The sequence below is a fragment of the Paracoccus amoyensis genome, assembly GCF_014490725.1.
GTDB lineage: Bacteria > Pseudomonadota > Alphaproteobacteria > Rhodobacterales > Rhodobacteraceae > Paracoccus > Paracoccus amoyensis.
Map to the genome: position 1 here is coordinate 302439 of NZ_JACOQL010000005.1, position 19445 is coordinate 321883.

Sequence of the window (19445 nt, forward strand, 5' to 3'; positions counted from 1 at the left end):
GTAGAGGCGAACGGATCGGTGGCGCCGCAGGGCCGCTCGACAGGGCTTATGGTCAAATATACGATTGAGAGCACGATTGAGATTTCGAGGCGACAGATGAAGATCGGCGAACTTGCGGTTCAAACGGGACTGAGCAATTCTCGCATCCGCTATTACGAGCGGATCGGCCTGCTCAAGGCGGTCGAACGTATGCCGAATGGCTATCGCAGGTATCTTGAAGAGGCGGTCGTCATTCTGAATCTGATCGTGATGGCTCAGGATGCAGGCTTCAGTCTTGAAGAAATTCAGTCCCTCGTGCCGGATGATCTTTCCAGGTGGGATCACGAGCTGTTGGCGCAGGCACTCAGCCGGAAGATTGCCGAAATTGAGGTGCAGCAAGCGCAGCTTGCCGCAAGCAAGGCCAAGCTTCTGGCGATCACAGATGGGATCGCCAACCGCCCCGAGGGGTTGAGCTGCGCAGATAATTCAAAGCGTGTTCTATCGCTGGTGCCGATCAACACTTTCGAAGACCGGTAATCTTACCGGCGTGGCGACAGCTTTCGGAACTTTTCCGATTTTAACGCAAAAGATCCCTTGACCTTAAACATAGGTTTAAACCTTATATAGCCAGCGAACCGAAACCAAGGATCGCTGATATGCCCAATATATCCGACAGAACGTTGCCGTTGCGGCCACTGTCCGGCTGACCTGCCAAATCCTTCCAAGCCGTGCCTGCAACGCCAGGGTGACGGAAAACATGGCCGATGCCCAGCATCTGCCGGTTGGCTTCGCGCGGCCTCAGTCAGCATCGGGCAATGGCGGCATCCGTATCAGCCTGACCGGCGACGGCGTGATCGTCGCCAATTCGGTCACCGGGCCGGGTCCACATGAAGAGAGGCGGCGACATGTTTCGAGTTCAAAATAGCATAGCCGACTGACCGAAACAGACATTAACAGGAGAACGGAATGTTCAAGCTAAAATCGCGAAAAACCATAATTGGTGGCGTGCTGATCGTCGGTTTGGCCGCAGGCGCCGCCTTGCTTTACGGCCCAAGCCTGGCTTTGGATCGCGCCAGCATGAACGAGCTTGCTGGCGTAAGCCCGACGGACAGAACAAGCAACGACCCAACGGGCGAGAATGCCACCATCATCGACCTGGCAGGGAATGAAGTGCCCGTCTTGCGAGACGGTCTGTTTGACAGATTTCGCTCCAACCCGCCGCTTTCCGTTGTCAAAGAAGAGCGGCCGGATCTGGACCTGAGCTGGTTCGAAACCATGCGCAAGGAAGAAAAAGACGTCGGCTTTATCACCTATTCGCCTAACTTCTATTACAGCAACAGCAGCATCACGGCCATCTACACGGCAGACATGTCAAAGCTGAAGGAGCTTATGCCTGACGAGGTTCTGGACATCGTCGAGCCGATTTCGTTCGCACCGGGCAAAGGTATCGTCGCGATAACCTCTTACGCTTACCACTACTGTGACAATGACACCTATAACGAGCTTTCCATTTCGATCGTGACCACCAAGCCGAACAAAAGCAACTGGGGCCTGATTTCGCTGATGGGAGAGCTGAACGAGAATAGTCTGTGGGGTTACGTTCTGAAGCTGCCGGTCGATACGGAACTGGCGCGGGTGCGTGGCGTGGTTGGCTATAACCTGCCGAAATGGCTGATCCCGATGGATTATGACGCCGAGGGCGATCAGATGGCGTTTACCTATTACGACGAAGAGGGGAATCCCGATTTTTCAATGGTTGGCAAAAAACTGGATGTATCGGAGACTGAACCAGAGATCGGTCGCTTGAACTTCATCAATCTCGACGCGGAGGGCCGACAGACCCATGGCTATTCCGACATCAGGGCACTGGAAAAGCCAGCAGTACCAACGCAGAGGATGTCCAACTGAACTTGTCTGATGGTCCGTTGTCCACCTTCATCAAGTCGCTCGGTTTGGAAAAGCTGGTGCGTTATGACTATCAGCCGGAATTCCAGGCTGCGTTGTATACGCCCGAGCTGGCCGAGTAAGAATGGGCTTGGCTCGACCTGCCCCCCCTTCCTGGGGGCAGGGATCCCCGTAGTGTCGATCAGGGCACGAAGTGCGACTGAAGTTTGGCGGTGGATGCAAGGCGGGCCCTCGATTTTTGTGGCGCGGAGGCGCCGAAGACTGCTTGACCCTTAACCAGAGTTTAATGTTAGCGTCGGATAGGCGCATACTCGAATTGCATGGGCGCTGCCATCGTCAGCGGCTCATGTTGTCTTGGCGATGCGCCGAAAAGCTATCTGTTTAATGGAGTAATAACCTTGGGATATGTAACCACGGACGACGGCGTCGAAATTTACTATAAGGACTGGGGCCCCAAGGACGCGCCGGTCATCTTTTTCCATCACGGCTGGCCGCTCAGCGCGGATGATTGGGACGCGCAGTTGATGTTCTTCGTCGGCGAGGGCTTTCGCGTCATTGCCTCTGACCGCCGCGGACATGGCCGCTCTCAGCAGGTCTGGGATGGGCATGACATGGATCACTATGCCGATGATACGGCAGCCGTGGTCAAGCATCTGGGCGTTCAGGGTGCGACGCATGTGGGCCACTCGACCGGCGGCGGCGTTGTGGTGCGCTATATAACGCGCCACCCCGAGGATAAGGTCGCCGCAGGCGTCCTGATCAGCGCGGTGCCGCCGCTGATGGTCAAGACCGCCGACAACCCGGACGGGATCGACAAATCGGTGTTTGATGATTTCCAGAAGAACACGGCCGAGAACCGCTCGCAGTTCTTCCACGATGTGCCGGCGGGGCCGTTCTATAACTATGATCAGGACGGCGTGGAAGCCTCGGACCCGGTGATCGACAACTGGTGGCGTCAGGGCATGATGGGCGGGGCCAAGGCCCATACCGATGGCATCGCGGCGTTCTCGCAAACCGATTTCCGCGAGGAAATGAAAGGCATCGAAATTCCGATGCTGGTGCTGCATGGCGAGCATGATCAGGTCGTGCCGTTCGAAATCTCGGGCAAGAAATCGGCCGAGATCCTGCCGAATGCCACGCTGATTTCCTATCCCGGCTTCCCGCATGGCATGCCCACGACCGAGGCCGCGACGATCAACAAGGATCTGCTGGCCTTCCTGCGCCGCTGAGGAAAGAGTGTCGGGGGATCAAATCCCCGACGCCGCCTTGCTGGCTTCCAGTTCCGCCATCAGCGCTTCGATGCGCCGTTTGCGGTCGCGGGCTTCTGCGATCAGAGCAGTGACGGTATCTCGTTTCTTCGCCAGCATCGCCAACGCATCTGTGCAGGACACGATATGTGCGCCGCCCCGAATCTCGACGCTGGCAATCTCACGCAGGGTAAAGCCGAGGCCCTGTGCCTGTTCGATAAAGCGCAGCAGGGCAACCAGTTCCTCGGGATAGTCACGATAGCCGTTTGCCCCGCGATCGGCGGGCGCGATGATGCCCTGACGCTCGTAAAACCGGATGCGCGAGGTGGTCACGCCGGCGGCTTTTGCGATTTCTCCGATTTTCATGCGGCTGCCTCTTGACCTTAAACTTAGGTTCAAACCCTATATAGGCAGCGAACCGAAATCAAGGATCGCGAAAATGCTGGACTCCCCCCAAGAAAAAACGCTTTTCAGCCCGCTGACTCTGCCGAACGGTCAGGTCATCCCCAACCGCATCGCCAAAGCCGCGATGGAAGAAAACATGGCCGATGCCCGGCATCTGCCCGGTGCCGCGCTGCTGGGCCTTTATCGGCAATGGGGCGCTGGCGGCGTGGGCATGATCCTGACCGGCAATGTCATGGTCGCCGCCGATGCCGTGACCGGGCCGGGTGGTGTGGTGCTGGACGGCAAGCAGCCGCTTGAACCGTTCCGCGAATGGGCCAAGGCGGGCAAGGCAAAAGGTGCACGGATGTGGATGCAGATCAACCATCCGGGCCGACAGGTCTATGCCAAGACCAACCCGACCGCGATTGCACCGTCGGCTGTGCCGGTCGAGATGGGCAAATATTCCGATATGTTCACCAAACCCCGTGCCATGACCGAGGCGGATATCGCCCGCGTCATCGACCAGTTTGCCACGGCCGCCGAACTGGCCGAAAAGGCGGGCTTCGACGGGGTCGAGATCCATGCGGCGCATGGCTATCTTCTCAGCCAGTTCCTGTCGCCGCTGACCAACCGGCGCGAGGATCAATGGGGCGGCAGTCTGGAAAACCGCGCCCGGATCGTGATCGAGATCGTTCGCGCCACCCGCGCGCGGGCCAGTGCAGGCTTCGGCGTTGGCGTGAAACTGAACTCGGCCGATTTCCAGAAGGGCGGGTTCGACGCCAAGGACGCGGCGGCGGTGGTGCAGATGCTGAACCATGAGGCCGTCGATCTGGTCGAGATTTCCGGTGGCAGCTATGAAAGCCCGGCCATGCACGGTCGCCCGCAACAGGAAACCAAGCGCGCCAGCACCCGCAGGCGCGAGGCCTATTTCCTCGACTTCGCCCGCGATATCGTGGCCGTCGCCGCCATGCCCATCATGGTCACCGGCGGCATTCGCAGCCGCGCCACAGCCGAGGATGCGCTGGCGCCCGAGGACGGCCGTGCGGGCGTCGCCATGGTCGGCATCGCGCAGGCTTTGGCCTATGCGCCCGACCTGCCCAATCGCTGGAAGCGGGCCGAGGACGTGATCGACGTGCCCAAGGTGACGTGGAAAAGCAGCCTCGCCAGCCTGGCCACGATGGCGCTGACCAAGCGGCAGTTGCAGCGGATGGGCCGGGGCAAGACGCCGACCTTCAAGCTTTGGGCGCCTTACGTGCTGGTTCGCGATCAACTGCGCACGCGCCGGCTGAACCACAGCTATCGAAACTGGCTGCAGCACCGCAGCACTGCCTGAAAGCCCCGCAAATGACCAAACGTATCCTGAATGTCGTCAGTAATGTCGCCCATTTCGATGATCCCGATCACCCGACCGGGCTTTGGTTGTCGGAACTGACCCATGCCTGGGATCAGTTCGCCGCGCGGGGCTGGGAACAGCAGCTTGTCAGCCCCGCCGGCGGCCATGTCCCGCTGGAGCCGCGCGCCCTGAAATGGCCGCTGCTGGATGCCAGCGCCAAAGCCTGGCTGAACGACCCGGCGAAAATGGCCCTGCTGGAGCGCACCGCCAGCCCGGATCAGATCGACATCCACGACTATGACGCAATCTATTTCACCGGCGGTCACGCGGTGATGTGGGACTTCCCCGACTGCGAGGGTCTGCAACGCCTGACGCGCGAGATCTGGGAAGACGGAAAGATCGTCGGCGCGGTCTGTCACGGCTATTGCGGGCTTCTGAATACGCGCCTGTCGAATGGCGAACTGCTGGTCAATGACCGCAAGCTGACCGGCTTTTCATGGCGCGAAGAGGTGTTGGCCGGGGTCGCCAAAGAGATGCCTTACAACGCCGAGGAACAGATGAAGGAACGCGGTGCGCACTACAGCAAGCTGCCCATCGATTTCGGCTAAGGTCCAGATGCTCGCTGGTCTCGGGTATTCGATCCCGAACCCTGGGATCACCTCGTAGCGCATTAGGCCATCACGCAACATCAGGATACGACCCGTATCAAGCGACAGCACGGCATCGATGGGATCATGCAGGTCGCGACCGTCGATCATTGCCGAAATTTCCTGCTCCGGAAGGGCCGCATAGACGAGCCCTGGCCCGAACGCATCGTCACGTATCACGAGGATGTCCTCGCCATCAAAGCCCGACGCGTCCTTAGGCCGCAGAGCCGCGTAGTATTTGTCGTCAGAATGCCAGATTCCGCATATCTGATGCCAGCCTTCATCAGTTTCTTTAGGGTCAAACGGTTTAATCGGAGATATGTCCACAGTTTCATCTCCCGTAAACACCTTGCAAGTGCTCGTCTCAGTGCATCTCGCAAAAAGCTTGAAACCATTCATAAACAGGTTGACATGCTAGGCGGGGAAAGTTCCTGGCCCCCAAGGCACATTGATCCGCCGCCAGATTCCGTCATCTTGCAGGACTGCAAAACCGTTCTGTGCATCAATGATGCAGTCCTGCGAGCGGACTTCGAAGCGGTTTGCATATAGATAATCCGGCCCTGGAATAACTACCTCTTCCAGCGCGCCGTCAACGATGCGCCAAAGCGGCCCCTCGGCACCTGCGACATAGATCTGGCCATTCCAGCAACCAATAGCGTTGAACTCTACATTGTAATGTTGAGTTAGAGCGGACCTGTAACCTTCCTCGGGTGAGCCGACCCAGATTTCACCGTTCCGCGCCGCGATGTAAAACCTGCCGTCCATCTGGCTGATGCCTGTCAGCCAGCTGCTGGGGAGTGAAAGTGGGGCCCATTCGTCCGGCTCGATAGTTTGTAAGGCTGCGGCGCGATAGTTTTGATCGCTGCCAACAGCCACAATTTTGCCGTCGATCCCGTCGATTCCGCTCAGCGAGAAATTTGCAACTGCTTGCAGCGAACTACCACTCATGAGGTTTGCGGTCGCGAGCCGCCAATTTCCAGCGCCTTCCCGGCAAAAGATGTAGCCGTGTGATCCTGAGACCCACAGCTTGTTATCCACCTCTGACATTCCCGAGATATAGGCCGGAAGATCGGGATAGTTTTCGAACCCAGGCAAGACTTCAAATCGCATGAGGCCGTTTCTGAGGTATAGAAGCTGCCCCTCTGAAATAAGAAGAACGGCGTCAACCGGATCGAGCAGGTTGCGACCGTCTATCAGGCGGCTGATATCCTGATCGGGCAGAGCGACGAATTGCAATCCCGGACCGAAAGCGTCATCGCGGATTACCAAAATGTCTTCGCCATCAAAGCCGGTTGCATCCTTTGGTCGCAAGGCTGCGTAAAATTTATTGTCGCTATGCCAGGTTCCGCATATTTGACGCCAGCCTTCGTCGGTGTCTGCGGGATCGAATGGCTTGATAGGGGATATATCCAAAGCGTTGTCTCCTGTTACCGTCCAGGCGGTAAACCCCAGCTATCCCGAAGCGCTTCTGTAGCCTGCGCACCAGGCCTTGCAGCACGTCGCCCCAGAAGTTCATTGCCACGTTCGCCGAGATTTTTCTTGAACTCATCTAAGATGCGATCAATCTCTGAATCACAGTTCAATCCTTTCTCTTTCAACAGCTTTTTTAGCTCGTCGGCACTTATGTCTGCCAGATCGAACAGGTTTGCAGTTTCTCCGATGCCTATCAGGCGACCGTTGATGCGATCATGCAGTGCGGAATGCGCTGCCTCCTCCAGACATATAGCCATTCCGCTGCCCAATGTCGGTGCGCCATTTGGCCGTAGGACCGAATTTCGACCGCCGATCCGGAAAAACATGTCCTGAATGATATGGTGCGACTGATAATTTTGGGGACAACCTTTTGCGTCGTGCTGATGAAAATCACAGGGGCCTCCGGGGCCGCCCCGATTGGGCGCGGCGACGACGCGAACATTCTCATCGGTCACTTCCGATTTCGCAGGATCCGCGGCAAGTTCGCCGCGTGATGCCGCGGCTGCCTGTGCCAAGGCATCCGCTTCGATCTGCCGGGCGAGGTCCAGATCTCCGACAGGAAGGGCCTCGTTACGGATCCGCTGTGCGGCGTCCCGCAATATCCCCGCAGCCTGATTATCCCAAGCGGTGAGCGTCGCCAGGTCGCCGGCTGACAAAGCGCCCGAGCCGTCCATCCCGGCGTAATCTACACCAAGCAGATCATTTGCTTGGCGATCCAGATTATCGGCTCCGTTTCTGATCTTTTCTGCATTCGGGACCATCGTGTCGATGACATCGACGGCAGTTAATACGGCGCCGACGAAGCCGAGACGCTTTGCGACGAATCTGCCGAGCGTGCCGATACTGGGCAAGCGGAGACGATTGTGCTTCGGCGCGACATTGTCGTTCGCTGCCGGTCCCGGTCCCGGTCCCGGTCCCGGTCGCGGCATCGAGGTGTCGGGCGCCGAGTTTGGCGATGGTTGTGAGGCTGGCGGCGTCGGGAAGCGGGGAGATGCGTCATTCATCACGTGCGCCGCTTGTGCTACCTGATATGCTGCGAAGCCGCGCTGTTGAACCTCTTCGATCTGTGCCGAGCCGAGCTGACTCTGCGGATTGTGTGTCAGGTCGATGGCGGGCGTCGGAGCAAAGACCTCGGCGCTTTCGACCCAGACCAGCTTGCCGATCGTATTTCGGCTATTCATCCACCATTCGTCGCCGTGTCGGACGGCGGGCCTGCCCTCGAACCGCACGTTGGCAGAATGCCCCTTGGGTTCAACCACGGACCCAACGGTTCCGGATCGCACGCCAAGCGCGGTTCCCGGTTCGTCTCCATGGGTCCGCGTTACCAGAGAGCTCAGATTATGCGCTCTCTGGCCGGTCAGTCTTACCGTTGCGCAGGTATTCGCGTCCTCCTGCTGGATCGCGTAGACGGAGTAGGGGATGGCAGGGGTAGAACTGCCCACCGGTGTTCGGCATACATCGGGCGTGACCGATATGATCAGACCCTTCGCCGTGTCGCGACTCCCTTCGCGCGGGATACTCATGGCGCTTCCGTCGAAAGGCTGTGCAGACCGGCCCAGACCAGATCACGCGCGTGAGCGCTGGCGCTATCATCTGAATGCAAATCCACCCTGTAGAACGCTGGACAGATCTCCATCCAGCCGCGCCAGGTAAGATCGAGCCACCATTCGTCGCCGCGTATATCCAGATGCATTCCGTCGAGGTTCAGTCTTACGTCTACCTCGCGCCCGTCGCTGAACGAGAAACGCGCCCAAGGCACGAGGTCTGGCAGAGTGAAGTCAAGCCCCTGTCCGCTGGTAGCCAATCCAATCGTGCGGACGGATTGCGAGGGGTGCAAATAAGAACGCTGGATCAGCCCTGGATGAGCGGTTTGATAGAACCGATAATCAAAATCGGCGGGGAGGCGCGGGCTTCGGTTTTCCGTCCAATCACCGTCATAAGTCCCAGCATACTGGCTGCGCGCCTGCCACCACGGCGGGATCGGACCGAAACCTTGAGGCGCGGCTGGCTGCCGCGGATCTAAGGATATGGGTGCGTGCTCTGCATCGATATTTGGGGCGGCATAGGTTCGCTGGGTCGGTGTGAATTCAGGGTCAATCAACCCGGAACCGATCGGGTTGCGCGGGTCGACATCACCATCGGGATGCCCGATGATTCGACCGCCCGATGCGGCGCGGTAGCTGAGTGTTGTTTGTGAAATCTCGGGCGCCTCTGTCATCGTCCAGCCCGATTTTCCGTAAACCCATTGACGCGGACCCGTTGCTCGCAGGGATGCAGAATGGCTACCTATCTGGATCCCCGCTGTAATACTCTTTTGTGGCTCGGATGCGCGAGCCTCGCCAATCAATGTCACATCAGCGGTTGGCTTATAGGGAATAAGATCTCCGGCTATCAGCAGGTCGTTGCGATGCGGGTCGCCTGCGAACATATCCGCCAAAAGGATTTTCGATTCTACCGCCTGCAGAGTGCCGTCGGAAAACAACCGCCACTTGCCGCGTGCGACTGTCACGGCCATCGTCTGGCCATCACGATGCAATTGCTCGAATGCCAGTCCGGCGATGCCTGAGGTGTTCTCAACCAGCATGGGTCAGTTGATATCCACAATCTTTCCGTTGATCTGAACATGACCGGAAGCTGAGAAATTAAACTTTGTCCCTATGATGGTTACGTTACCTTCGCTATCCATCACAAATTTGGATTTGCCCACATTGATGATGAACTCCTTACCGACATGGACCGTCATCGTATGGCCAACCGACGTGTTCTTGTAGGCGCCGATCTGCTCGGTCCGGGCGACCCCGATCGTGTCCGAGGCAAAGTGTTCGATGACCGTGTTCATTACTCCTGATATCGGCATTGTCTTCGAGAGCAGCGAGCCTAGGCTGGCTGCGGCCGAGGCCTGCGACGCCCCGCCTGCGGCCTTATGATCGCCCGACTGTGCGAAGCCGGCATTGGCCAAGGCCGTCAAGCCGGCCATGGCGGTTCCGGTGTTGGCGAGATTACCGACAAAGCCCGAAAGTAACTTGTCGCCGACCGCTTCCGAACCGGAAAGCGCGTCTGCACCACCCGCCGCCGCGATCCCGCCCAGCAGGCCGAATATCCCGACGCCGCCGCCTCCGACAGAAAGGTTCATCGACCCACCAATGCTTTCCTGATGGTTCTGTCCGATATCAATGGCCTTGTTTCTGCCGACGGTCTCGACCTGATCGTTGCGCACATTCTTGCTGCGATCGTTCAGGATTTTAAGCGTCTGGTCCTTCTGAGCATGAAAAAACATGTTCTCTGCGCCCGACTCGTCCTCGAAGCTGATCTCATTAAATCCGCTGCCTCTGTGTGTATTCGAACGCCAGACGGCCCTGGTCTTGTTGGCGGGCAAAGGATAGGGCGTATCGTTCTTCCCGTTGAACACGTTTCCCACAACAATGGGTTTGTCTGGGTCACCCTCCAGAAACTCAACCAGCACCTCCATGCCTATCCTGGGGATGACCATGCCGCCCCAGCCTCCGCCGGCCCAATTCTGGCTCACACGGCAGCGCATCGAATGCGCAGCATCGAGATCCCAATGAAACCGCACCAGAATCCGCCCATATTCGTCGCAGTCGATCTCGCCTTCACCGACGACAACCGCCGTCTGCGGTCCCTGCACTACCGGCACATGCGTCTGGCGGGGCGGGGACATCGGTGCGGTGTCCGGCATCAGTGTGTAACTGCCGGTGAAGCTGTAGCCGTCACTGTCCTGAACACCAGAACCATAAGATTCGCTTACGAAATGATGGCTGGCTGACAAGCACAGATAGGTCTCACCTATGCCAGGAATCGTGTCACCCGACAAAGTGACCCGCTTGCCGGCACGCAGGCTTAGGCAGTCACCTATTGCCCGGTTCCGTCGGTCAGCTCCGCGCTCCTGCTGCGTGCGCAAGCCCGCGACGATCTTTCCCACGTCCTGCGCCAGATAATCGCCCGGATAGTCGAAGCTCTCGATCTGACCCTGCGCGTAAGCGGCATCGCCAAGGCGATTCGCCTCCATCGCCTGCACAGGCTTCTTGAAGTCGTAATCCGTCAGCCGGATCGCGCCGGTGGTGATGTTGCGCTCTGGCGACCAGTCCCAGAAATGCTCGCCCTCGGCCTGATGGTGTCCGTCATAGGACTTGTAGGGTCGCGATCCGATCGTCTCATGCGCCAGCACGTCGTCGGTCAGCACCAGCGTGTGACTGCCCACCTTATGACGAAAATGGAAGCTGATGCCATGCCGCTCCATCTGGCGGCGGCCGAAGCTCAGATCGCTTTCACGATATTGGACGGTGTATTCGAGAACCGGGTAATCCTGCGACAACTGGACCTCCACCGCCGGATCGCCGAGCGAGGCGTAGTCGTCCAGCAGTTCCCGCAGAATCTGCACCACGGTCTTGCTGTGGAAGATGCGCTGGTTGCGCCGCCGCCCTGCCAGCCAGAACCATGGCCGCAGCACCAAATCATAGCGATGGCCGTTCTCGCCTACCCCGGCCCATCGAGCCTGCGTCACGATGCCGTCGAAGGGCTGGACGCCGTCACGACCCTCGATCTCCACAGTGGCATGGGTTCCGATCAACGCGTCAAAATCCAGATCATTTCGCGCAGCAAGCGCCTCGACCCGATATTCGAACAGATCGTTCATATGATCGCTGCCATCAAAGCGGAGGAGCGCCAAAGTATCGTCGCCGAGCGAGGTCGTCAGCCGACCGAGGCGGTCAGATTGGCGTAGCGGCGCGTTCATGATGAAGACTCCGACCGTATATGTATTTGCTCAAATGCTCAGGTAACCTGCCATCATCGATGACAGATGCCAAGCCTCTTTTGTTCATTGCGACTTCTCATCTTTCAGTCCCAGACCCAAGCTGAAATAGCTTGTGTGGCTGGAAAGATGATTGCAAACGTCGCTGCGAAGACGAGGTAAATCTTGCGTCCTTGCCATAATCGTAAGTCATAGAACCAAGCTCCTCCGTTCCGGCTCGGCCGGAGAAAACGCGGAAAACAATAGGCTATTCTGATCCTCCTAAAACAGCTACTCTCTTACAACAGCCACCCGTTCTTCTACAACAGCCACCCGTTCTTCAAAATCGTGCCCTAAAATTACGTTAAGGTTCCGCCTGTAAAGCTTTGATGGGCGATCTGACGTTCCCATAAACGGAAAGCTTTTGGAAGCCGTCCTTCAGCTGCACCCGTTTACGAGAGGGGACACTTTCCTCGCCCGCCTTCGATCCGGCTCGTCTTTAAACGAAATTCACAAAGAGCTGGGAAGAGCCGTTTCACATAACCTAAGGGGTTAATGCATTTGAACGAAAGAAAAACGCGATACAGGCCCTTTCATATCGTAAAAAAATCTGGCCATACAAAGGCCTTTATGGAAATCTGATCATCCTCGCCGGAGTGTCGCCTTAAGCGTTCGCCTAGGTCGCTTACGGGGAATCATGACGCGGGGCCCGCCAAACGGGCCTCGCTGATTATCGATGGAGATTGCATTGGACGATTTGGGCTCAGAAGCTACATCCTATATGGGCGGCGGCACCCTGGCGGAGAAACTCGACAGGGCACGAATGGAGCTTCTGGACCTGTCGGCGCGCAACAGGCTCCTCAATATGCCAAGGTCCGCGAAAGCCGCCAAGAGTGTCGAGGCTGTCGACGAACGCAGCAGCGAGATCTTTCGTCTCCTCGTCGGCGAGGCGAAGGCATTCACCTTTCTTCCGGGCCTTCCCTCGCGAAAATTATCAGACGAGCAATCTGATGTGAAAGAGGAGGACCGCGGTGCCGAGGAGGACCCGGATATTATCCAGGACCTGGCGCTCCCCGAGGATGACGAAATCGATGCGCGCGGCATTGCGGGACGCCATACGGACACCCGCCTTCAGACCCGGTTTACCCCGGAAGGCCTTCAAAAACGGCTGCTCGACCTTTATTACGACGCGAGAACCCTTGAGGACGAGCAAGGTGTAAACGTTCTCTATCTGACGCTGGGCGCGCTTCGCTGGGTCGATCCCAACGACAAGACGAACATTCGTCACGCGCCGCTGCTGCTAATCCCGGTCTCACTGGAGCGCGGCACGGCCGGAGAAAGGTTCCGCCTGCGTGCGCGCCCAGAGGATTTCGCGACAAACTTGTCGCTCGAGAATTTTCTTGACCGCATTCACGGGATCCGGTTGCCCGAAGTTGAGATTTCCGAAGCCTTCGACTTGCAGGCATATTTCGACGCGGTGGACGCCTCGCTGGAGGGCAAGGATGGCTGGGGCGTCGAGCCGGACATGGTCGTCTTGGGATTCTTCTCTTTCGCCAAATTCATGATGTATCGCGACCTCGATCCCGCCACTTGGCCGACGGGGGCACCGATCACCTCGAAGCCCTTACTGAAGGGGCTTTTGGCTGACGGCTTTGAATCCGGTGAGCCTCTTCACCCGGACGATCAGCCGATCGATGAGGTGATCCCGCCGGCTGAACTCCATCACATTCTCGATAGCGATAGCTCGCAGACCCTGGCGGTTCATGAGGTGAGGATGGGCCGCAATTTGGTCATCCAAGGACCGCCCGGCACCGGTAAGAGCCAGACCATCGCAAACCTGATCGCGGCGGCGGTGGCGGATGGGAAAACCGTTCTGTTTGTGGCCGAGAAGATGGCCGCGCTGGAGGTGGTGAAGCGCCGCTTGGATGCGACCGGGGTTGGTGCCGCCTGTCTGGAACTCCACAGTCGCAAGGCCAACAAGAAGGCGGTTCTGGATGAGATCAAGCGAACTTGGGAAAACGGCGCCCCGCGCACAGCTGACATCGGCTCACTGAACACGCGCCTAGAAGAATTGCGCAGCGAATTGAACGGCCATGCGAACCGAATGCACAAGCGTGATCACGTTTCCGGCCTGACGCCCTATCAGGTTATTGGCCAGCTCGTGCGGCTTCGCTCTTCGGGAGAGCAACCGAACGATCTCAGGCTTGATCGGCCGGAGGAGTGGACGCGCGACGGCTTCGAGGAGCGGCATGGACTTCTGCGCGAGTTGGTCGAGCGCGTTCTCCAAATTGGCAATCCGTCCCAGAACATATGGTATGGCGTGGAACTGGTCAGCGTTACGCCAATGGAGGTGGAGCGGCTGACCACACGACTTGCCACGGTCGCAGCAATAAGTGGCGAGATCGAAACCTCCTCTGCCCGGCTATCTACGATGCTTCATGCCGAAGCCCCACGCACAGGTAAGGAACTGGAAGCGGTGATCGAGTTGGCGCACCGCGTCGCTGCAGCGCCCTTGACGCGCGAAGCGCTCGCTTCGGGCAATTGGTCAGATATCTCCGAACTGGAGGAGATCCTAAGGAATGGAGAACTGGTAAGCGAAGTTCGTCAGGCGCTTCGGGAGCGGGTCGCGGGCGATGCTTGGCGTTGCGAAAATCTTGATGCGAGAGAATCGCTCAGGGCACTTTCTCCGACGGCCGCTGAGCCGGATTTCGAGATCATTGCAGAATTGGCCAGCAAGTTGCCGCCCGCGCTTGAGGCGGCGTATGATCTTGCCGAACATCTCGGCGAGACGCCACCCGATACGATCAAAGAGATCATGGCGCTTTCGCGGATCGCGGAACATGTTGCTTTGGCCCCGTTAGCGCCGGCCGCCGCACTGGCGGACCCTATTTGGGAACAACATCCCGGATTGCTCGCGGATCTCGTCTCGGCGGTGCGTGAGTATCAGGATGCGAAATCACAACTTGACGGCAAGCTCGTGGAAGCGGCCTGGGACACCGATCTGACCGAGACGCGCAGCGTGCTCGCCGCGCACGGAGCCGGTTTCCTCAAGAGTTTCAGCGGCGAATGGCGGCGCGCGAACCGGCTTGCGCGATCCTGCCTCGTTAATCCGGGACAACCGCTCGAGACGACGCTGACCCAGTTGGACCGGCTCAAGAGAGGAAAGGTAGCAAGGGCTGCGATCGTGAAGGACGACTCGGCGGGACGTTCGGCTTTCGGCGGCCTTTGGCGGGGTGAGCGCTCTGACGCTGGACAGCTTGCCGCGGTTGTTGAATGGCAAGCCGGCTTGGGCGATGGCGGAAAAACGGTTCGACGCATCGTCACGCGCGAGCCGCAGAGGGAGGAGGTTTCCAAGCTTCTTGACCGTCTGAAAGATCTGACAGGGATCCGGGAGGCGGCAGATCATCTTAGCCGCTTGCTGGGCACACCGTCGGAAGTGACGGCGGACCTCCTTGCGCGTCGTGCCGCGGAATTGACTGCTGCGGATAAGGCCACCTCCCTTCTCTTCGAACAGTTACCCTCCACTTGGGGAGAGCGCTTGGCGCTCCTCGATCGCCTTGACGAGGGCCGTCGCTCCGAACGGTTACTCGCTGCGGGTGACCCCATCGCCAGCGCCGCTTTTGGGCCGCTATGGGCTGGCGCCGACTCCGATTGGCGTCAATTACGGGCCTCTGCAAGATGGGTTGCCGACAATTCCGATCTTGTAGAAGCGGGCGGAAAGGTCGAGGAACGTCAGATCGCCGCAGAGCTAGCCACCGAAATAGAGACCCGAACCGCAGGTCTGGGCGCGGATATCGTCAAGCTCGCTGCCGATCTCCGCCTTGACCTGGCTAAGTCTTTTGGTGCCGAACTGGACGATGTCACGATGAGCGCGATTACTGCGCGGCTTCGTGAATGGAGCGTTGCGGGCGAGGGCCTTTTCCAATGGACCGCCTACAGGGATCGTGCCGGACGAGGACGGCAACTCGGCTGCAAGGACGTGGTGGATCGTCTCGAAGATGGGCGGCTCGAGCCGACGCGGGTCGTTCCCTCTTTCGAGATGGCCTACTATGAGGCGCTGCATAACGGTCTGGTTACTGCGGACGCGGATCTTGCACGCTTCGATGGTGCGCTCCATTCCAGAAAGGTCGCCGAATTCGCGGAGTTCGACCTGCAGCGAATCCGGGTTTCCGCCGACGAGACGGTTCGCGCCCATTATCGGCGTGTGCCGCCTCGCGACGGCGGTGCTATCGGTCCGCTCGGGGTGCTTCGCAACGAATTGCAGAAGCGGCGCGGACACATGCCGATCCGCAAATTGGTCGAAAGGGCGGGACCGGCGCTTCAAGCGCTCAAGCCGGTGTTCATGATGAGCCCGCTGTCGGTAGCGCAGTTCCTCGCACCCGGTGCCGTCGAGTTTGATCTGCTGGTGATGGACGAAGCGAGCCAGATCCAGCCGGTCGATGCGCTCGGCGCGGTGGCTCGCGCCAGACAGGTCGTCGTTGTGGGTGACCCTCGCCAGCTGCCGCCGACCGCGTTCTTCGCCCGAATGACTGGTGGCGGCGATGAGGACGAGGATGATGGTAGCCGGGTCACGGATATCGAAAGCATCCTTGGCCTATTCACCGCGCGTGGGCTGCCTATGCAAATGCTCCGCTGGCATTATCGCAGCCGGCACCAGTCCCTAATCGCAGTCAGCAACCGGCAGTTTTATGAGAGCAAGCTTTTCGTGGTTCCGAGCCCCTATACTGCGGAGGCGGGGATGGGGCTCCGTTTCCATCATCTTCCTGATGGGCTCTTCGACGCGGGCGGCAAACGCTGCAACCGAATTGAGGCGAAGGAGGTTGCGCGGGCGATCATCGAACACGCGCTCTCCGACCCGGACCTCTCGCTAGGGGTGGCGGCCTTCTCCGTAGCTCAGCGCCGGGCGATCCTAGATGAGTTGGAATTGTTGCGGCGCGCTCATCCGGAAACGGAGGGCTTCTTCCATTCCCATCCTTCGGAGCCGTTCTTCGTCAAAAATCTGGAAAACGTGCAGGGCGACGAACGGGACGTAATTTTCATCTCGGTCGGCTACGGTCCTACGGTTCCGGGCGGGCGGGTGCCGATGCGCTTCGGCCCGCTCGGGTCGGAGGGCGGCGAACGGCGTCTGAACGTGCTGATCAGCCGCGCGAAGCAACGATGCGAGGTATTCTCATCGATGACAGACGAGGATATTGATCCAGACTTCGCCCAATCCCGCAAGGGCGTTTTCGCTTTCCGGATGTTCCTGCATTTCGCCCGCACCGGCAATCTTGCCATGGGCGAGGCGACCGCTCGGGATCATGACAGCGTGTTTGAGGAGCAGGTCGCGAAAGCGCTGCAAGAGCGCGGCTACCATGTCCATCGGCAGGTGGGGCTGGCTGGCTTCTTCATCGACTTGGCGGTTTCTGATCCGGAACGACCGGGTCGATATCTTCTCGGGATCGAATGCGACGGTGCCGCATATCACGATGCGCTTTCCGCGCGGGATCGTGATCGGCTCCGTCAGTCGGTTCTCGAAAGCCACGGCTGGCACATTCATCGTATCTGGAGCACCGACTGGTTCCAGCGACCGCAACAAGAGTTGGCACGTGCGATCGCCGCCATAGATGCCGCCAAAGCGGAGGACGCCGCCCGGGAGGTGAAGCGTCAGAAACCTACGGTCCGGATCACGTCGCAAGACGCTGGTGATTATACCTTGATGGGCGTCGAGATGGGCGAGGCGGCCGCAGCGGGGGTATCGGTGCCGAACCTTTATGAGGAGGCTCCTCTGCAACGCACGCCTCACCATTTTGAAGCGCTCCATGAATTGCCGAGGGATCTGATGATCTCCTATGTAGAGCGCGTCGCCGAGATCGAAGGTCCGGTCCATTTCGACGAGGTCGTAACCCGGATCCGTGAGGCTTGGGGACTGAAGAGAGCTGGAGCGCGCATACGGGATGCCGTCGGCGCAGCCGCTGATGTTGCCGCTCGAAAAGGCTCAATCGTTAGAGATGGTGACTTCGTTTCGGTCGAGGGACGCCGCGTCGTGATGAGAGATCGCTCAATGGTCGCCTCGCCGGGACTGCGCAAACCGGAAACCATATCTCTCAACGAAATCGCCGCGGGTGCGGTGGCGATCGCGATCGCGAACTATGGTGCGCCTGAGGACCAGTTGGTCACCTAGATCGCGCGCGGCATCGGTTTCAAAGCAACAAGCGAGGTCCTGAAGCGCAGAATTCTCGAAGGAATTGAATTCGCGAAGCGATCCGGCCAACTGGAGGAACAGAACGGACTGCTTCAGTCCGCATCGGTGCAAGCATCCCCGATCGCTTCAGGAGCATGACCATTCCGCCATGGGCGCCGGGAGCCGAGGATGGGGTTTGAGTCTTGTGTCTTAGTTGCTTAGTGCGGAAAATCGTGCAACTATACCGTTTAGGCGCAGAAATGCTGTAGTGTGTGTAGTTTGCGCAGCTTTGGATTGGCCCTTAGGGCTGGAGCAGGTCATGAACAAATCCTTTAAGAGAGAGCTGCAAAAGGCTTTGAAAGCCTACACGAAGAAGGCCACGAAGTCGCCCAAGGCCGCTAAGAAGGCTTTGGTAAAGGAGGGAATCTATCTTAAGGATGGCAATATGGCACTGGAGTATAGTGGCTTAAAAACCGCCTGATGGCAAGGCTTCATACCTCATGCGTTCTTGGTTACCATGGCTGTGTTTCTGACGTCGGTGAAAATATCCTCGCCGGTCGTTCGGTGCTCGAAGGCAGCAATCAGGAATATCACTGGCTCGGGCCTGGGACGTAGTTCTGGGAGGCTGACCCGCGTCGTGCGTGGGAATAGGCCGAAGCAAAGGTCAAGCGTCGAAGATCAGGCCGCGCATTCGTTGTAGGCGCGGTGATTGATCTAGGGAATTGTTTGGATCTCATGGCGCGAGAAAGCCTCGAAGTGTTGGCGGAAGCTTATTATTCTTTTAAAGAATTGGCGGATGAGGCCGGGTTTCAGATGCCGGCCAATCGGCGGGTTGGATTTGCGGATGAGCATCACTTGCTGCGTTTTCTCGATTGTGCGGTGATTAAACATCTCCACGCTGCAGCAGAAGACGCCAAAATGGTTCAAGGCCCGTGTTTAATCGGAAGGACGTAGAGGCGTTTCGACATCACTACGTCTCCCTGACAGAGGCCGCGCGCGCTCTGCGTATCTTCCCCAACGAAGCGCTTTGTCGCTTGGAGGCGCGCGGAATTCTCCCGGCGTTTCCGCCGGGGCCAATCTCAATCCGCCTCTACGAGCGCAATGATCGCTTTTTTCAAGCGATAGGAGAAGTTTGAACCCATTTCCACTGACAGAACCGCGCTCGAGAGCGCGCGGTTTTTTCTTTGGATGCCGATAGGTTAATGGACAAGTTATGAGGGGCAGAATGGACAAGTGCGCGGTCGGAAGTCGCTCAATCGTTGTCCTGTGCGTATCGAATGGTCAATTTATGGGTTCAGTTACAATTGCCATCTAGGCGCAAATGGAACTGAAATCATTAACGGTTTATATTTATTGTAAAGGTTACTCTACGATGGTAACCTGATTGTCATAAGTCACTGTTTGTAATGCGAGTTTGTGTTATGAAAGCGTGCCTGTTAGCTGCCATTGCATTGCTTCAAATTGTGGCATTATCGGTTAGTGCGCAGCAAGCCAGCGATAGCCCTATGTTGCCGGAAGTCGCCTGGGGTCTGCAAATCTTGAGGCCGATTGCCTCGACCTTTTC

At 58.3% G+C, this 19445-nt stretch carries 14 protein-coding genes; 9 read left to right on the plus strand and 5 right to left on the minus strand.

Annotation, left to right across the window (positions count from 1 at the left end):
• Window positions 1-18: 18 nt before the first annotated feature.
• The 4 genes from H4P12_RS16960 (at window position 19) to H4P12_RS16975 (ending at window position 3113) form a co-directional block, all read left to right on the plus strand.
• Complete coding sequence (locus tag H4P12_RS16960; protein WP_223115859.1) at window positions 19-516, plus strand: MerR family transcriptional regulator; 498 nt, start codon at window positions 19-21, stop codon at window positions 514-516.
• A gap of 220 nt (window positions 517-736) precedes the next feature.
• On the plus strand, window positions 737-904 hold the full coding sequence (locus H4P12_RS16965) for a hypothetical protein (protein ID WP_187794843.1): 168 nt from the start codon (window positions 737-739) through the stop codon (window positions 902-904).
• 41 nt (window positions 905-945) lie between these two features.
• Window positions 946-1887 (plus strand): acetoacetate decarboxylase (ADC), encoded by a 942-nt coding sequence (locus H4P12_RS16970; RefSeq protein ID WP_223115860.1) that lies wholly within the window; start codon window positions 946-948, stop codon window positions 1885-1887.
• A 317-nt stretch (window positions 1888-2204) separates the two neighbouring features.
• On the plus strand, window positions 2205-3113 hold the full coding sequence (locus tag H4P12_RS16975; RefSeq protein ID WP_425498232.1) for an alpha/beta fold hydrolase: 909 nt from the start codon (window positions 2205-2207) through the stop codon (window positions 3111-3113).
• Window positions 3114-3131: 18 nt separating this feature from the next.
• On the opposite strand, the gene H4P12_RS16980 is transcribed toward H4P12_RS16975, so the two are convergent.
• Window positions 3132-3497, minus strand: a complete 366-nt coding sequence (locus H4P12_RS16980) for a MerR family transcriptional regulator (protein WP_187794844.1) — start codon at window positions 3495-3497, stop codon at window positions 3132-3134.
• 73 nt (window positions 3498-3570) lie between these two features.
• Between H4P12_RS16980 and H4P12_RS16985 the strand changes: the two genes are divergently transcribed.
• Window positions 3571-4848 (plus strand): NADH:flavin oxidoreductase/NADH oxidase family protein, encoded by a 1278-nt coding sequence (locus H4P12_RS16985; protein WP_187794845.1) that lies wholly within the window; start codon window positions 3571-3573, stop codon window positions 4846-4848.
• A gap of 11 nt (window positions 4849-4859) precedes the next feature.
• Window positions 4860-5456, plus strand: coding sequence for a type 1 glutamine amidotransferase domain-containing protein (locus tag H4P12_RS16990; RefSeq protein ID WP_187794846.1), 597 nt, complete (start codon window positions 4860-4862; stop codon window positions 5454-5456).
• Window positions 5457-5909: 453 nt separating this feature from the next.
• Here the strand turns inward: H4P12_RS16990 and H4P12_RS16995 are convergent, their stop codons facing one another.
• From H4P12_RS16995 to H4P12_RS17010, 4 genes are read right to left on the minus strand one after another with little or no spacing between them, the layout of a single operon-like run.
• A complete protein-coding gene (locus H4P12_RS16995) occupies window positions 5910-6908 on the minus strand; it encodes a hypothetical protein (protein WP_187794847.1) in 999 nt (332 codons plus the stop codon).
• Window positions 6909-6922: 14 nt separating this feature from the next.
• Window positions 6923-8491, minus strand: a complete 1569-nt coding sequence (locus tag H4P12_RS17000) for a DUF4150 domain-containing protein (RefSeq protein ID WP_187794848.1) — start codon at window positions 8489-8491, stop codon at window positions 6923-6925.
• Window positions 8488-9552, minus strand: coding sequence for a DUF2169 family type VI secretion system accessory protein (locus H4P12_RS17005; protein WP_187794849.1), 1065 nt, complete (start codon window positions 9550-9552; stop codon window positions 8488-8490). Before H4P12_RS17005 ends, H4P12_RS17000 begins: the two co-directional genes overlap by 4 nt.
• A gap of 3 nt (window positions 9553-9555) precedes the next feature.
• Window positions 9556-11721, minus strand: a complete 2166-nt coding sequence (locus tag H4P12_RS17010) for a type VI secretion system Vgr family protein (RefSeq protein ID WP_187794850.1) — start codon at window positions 11719-11721, stop codon at window positions 9556-9558.
• Between the two features lie 745 nt (window positions 11722-12466).
• On the opposite strand from H4P12_RS17010, the gene H4P12_RS17015 reads away from it, so the two are divergent.
• The 3 genes from H4P12_RS17015 to H4P12_RS17025 all read left to right on the plus strand — a co-directional run bounded on the left by H4P12_RS17015 (window position 12467) and on the right by H4P12_RS17025 (window position 18835).
• The gene (locus H4P12_RS17015) at window positions 12467-17881 is read left to right on the plus strand and encodes a DUF3320 domain-containing protein (RefSeq protein WP_187794851.1); all 5415 of its coding nucleotides are present in this window, start codon (window positions 12467-12469) and stop codon (window positions 17879-17881) included.
• Window positions 17882-18200: 319 nt separating this feature from the next.
• On the plus strand, window positions 18201-18362 hold the full coding sequence (locus tag H4P12_RS17020; RefSeq protein ID WP_187794852.1) for a hypothetical protein: 162 nt from the start codon (window positions 18201-18203) through the stop codon (window positions 18360-18362).
• A 254-nt stretch (window positions 18363-18616) separates the two neighbouring features.
• Window positions 18617-18835 carry a hypothetical protein gene (locus H4P12_RS17025; protein ID WP_187794853.1) on the plus strand — a complete coding sequence of 73 codons (219 nt, stop codon included), beginning with the start codon at window positions 18617-18619 and terminating at the stop codon, window positions 18833-18835.
• The last annotated feature ends 610 nt before the right edge of the window (window positions 18836-19445 follow it).

Coding starts and splice junctions, on each gene's coding strand:
- H4P12_RS16975 (WP_425498232.1), top strand. CDS start 2,205: ATGGGCGCTGCCATCGTCAGCGGCTCATGTTGTCTTGGCGATGCGCCG.
- H4P12_RS17020 (WP_187794852.1), top strand. CDS start 18,201: ATGAACAAATCCTTTAAGAGAGAGCTGCAAAAGGCTTTGAAAGCCTAC.
- H4P12_RS16965 (WP_187794843.1), top strand. CDS start 737: ATGGCCGATGCCCAGCATCTGCCGGTTGGCTTCGCGCGGCCTCAGTCA.
- H4P12_RS16970 (WP_223115860.1), top strand. CDS start 946: ATGTTCAAGCTAAAATCGCGAAAAACCATAATTGGTGGCGTGCTGATC.
- H4P12_RS17025 (WP_187794853.1), top strand. CDS start 18,617: ATGGCGCGAGAAAGCCTCGAAGTGTTGGCGGAAGCTTATTATTCTTTT.
- H4P12_RS16990 (WP_187794846.1), top strand. CDS start 4,860: ATGACCAAACGTATCCTGAATGTCGTCAGTAATGTCGCCCATTTCGAT.
- H4P12_RS17005 (WP_187794849.1), bottom strand. CDS start 9,552: ATGCTGGTTGAGAACACCTCAGGCATCGCCGGACTGGCATTCGAGCAA.
- H4P12_RS17000 (WP_187794848.1), bottom strand. CDS start 8,491: ATGAGTATCCCGCGCGAAGGGAGTCGCGACACGGCGAAGGGTCTGATC.
- H4P12_RS16980 (WP_187794844.1), bottom strand. CDS start 3,497: ATGAAAATCGGAGAAATCGCAAAAGCCGCCGGCGTGACCACCTCGCGC.
- H4P12_RS16985 (WP_187794845.1), top strand. CDS start 3,571: ATGCTGGACTCCCCCCAAGAAAAAACGCTTTTCAGCCCGCTGACTCTG.
- H4P12_RS17010 (WP_187794850.1), bottom strand. CDS start 11,721: ATGAACGCGCCGCTACGCCAATCTGACCGCCTCGGTCGGCTGACGACC.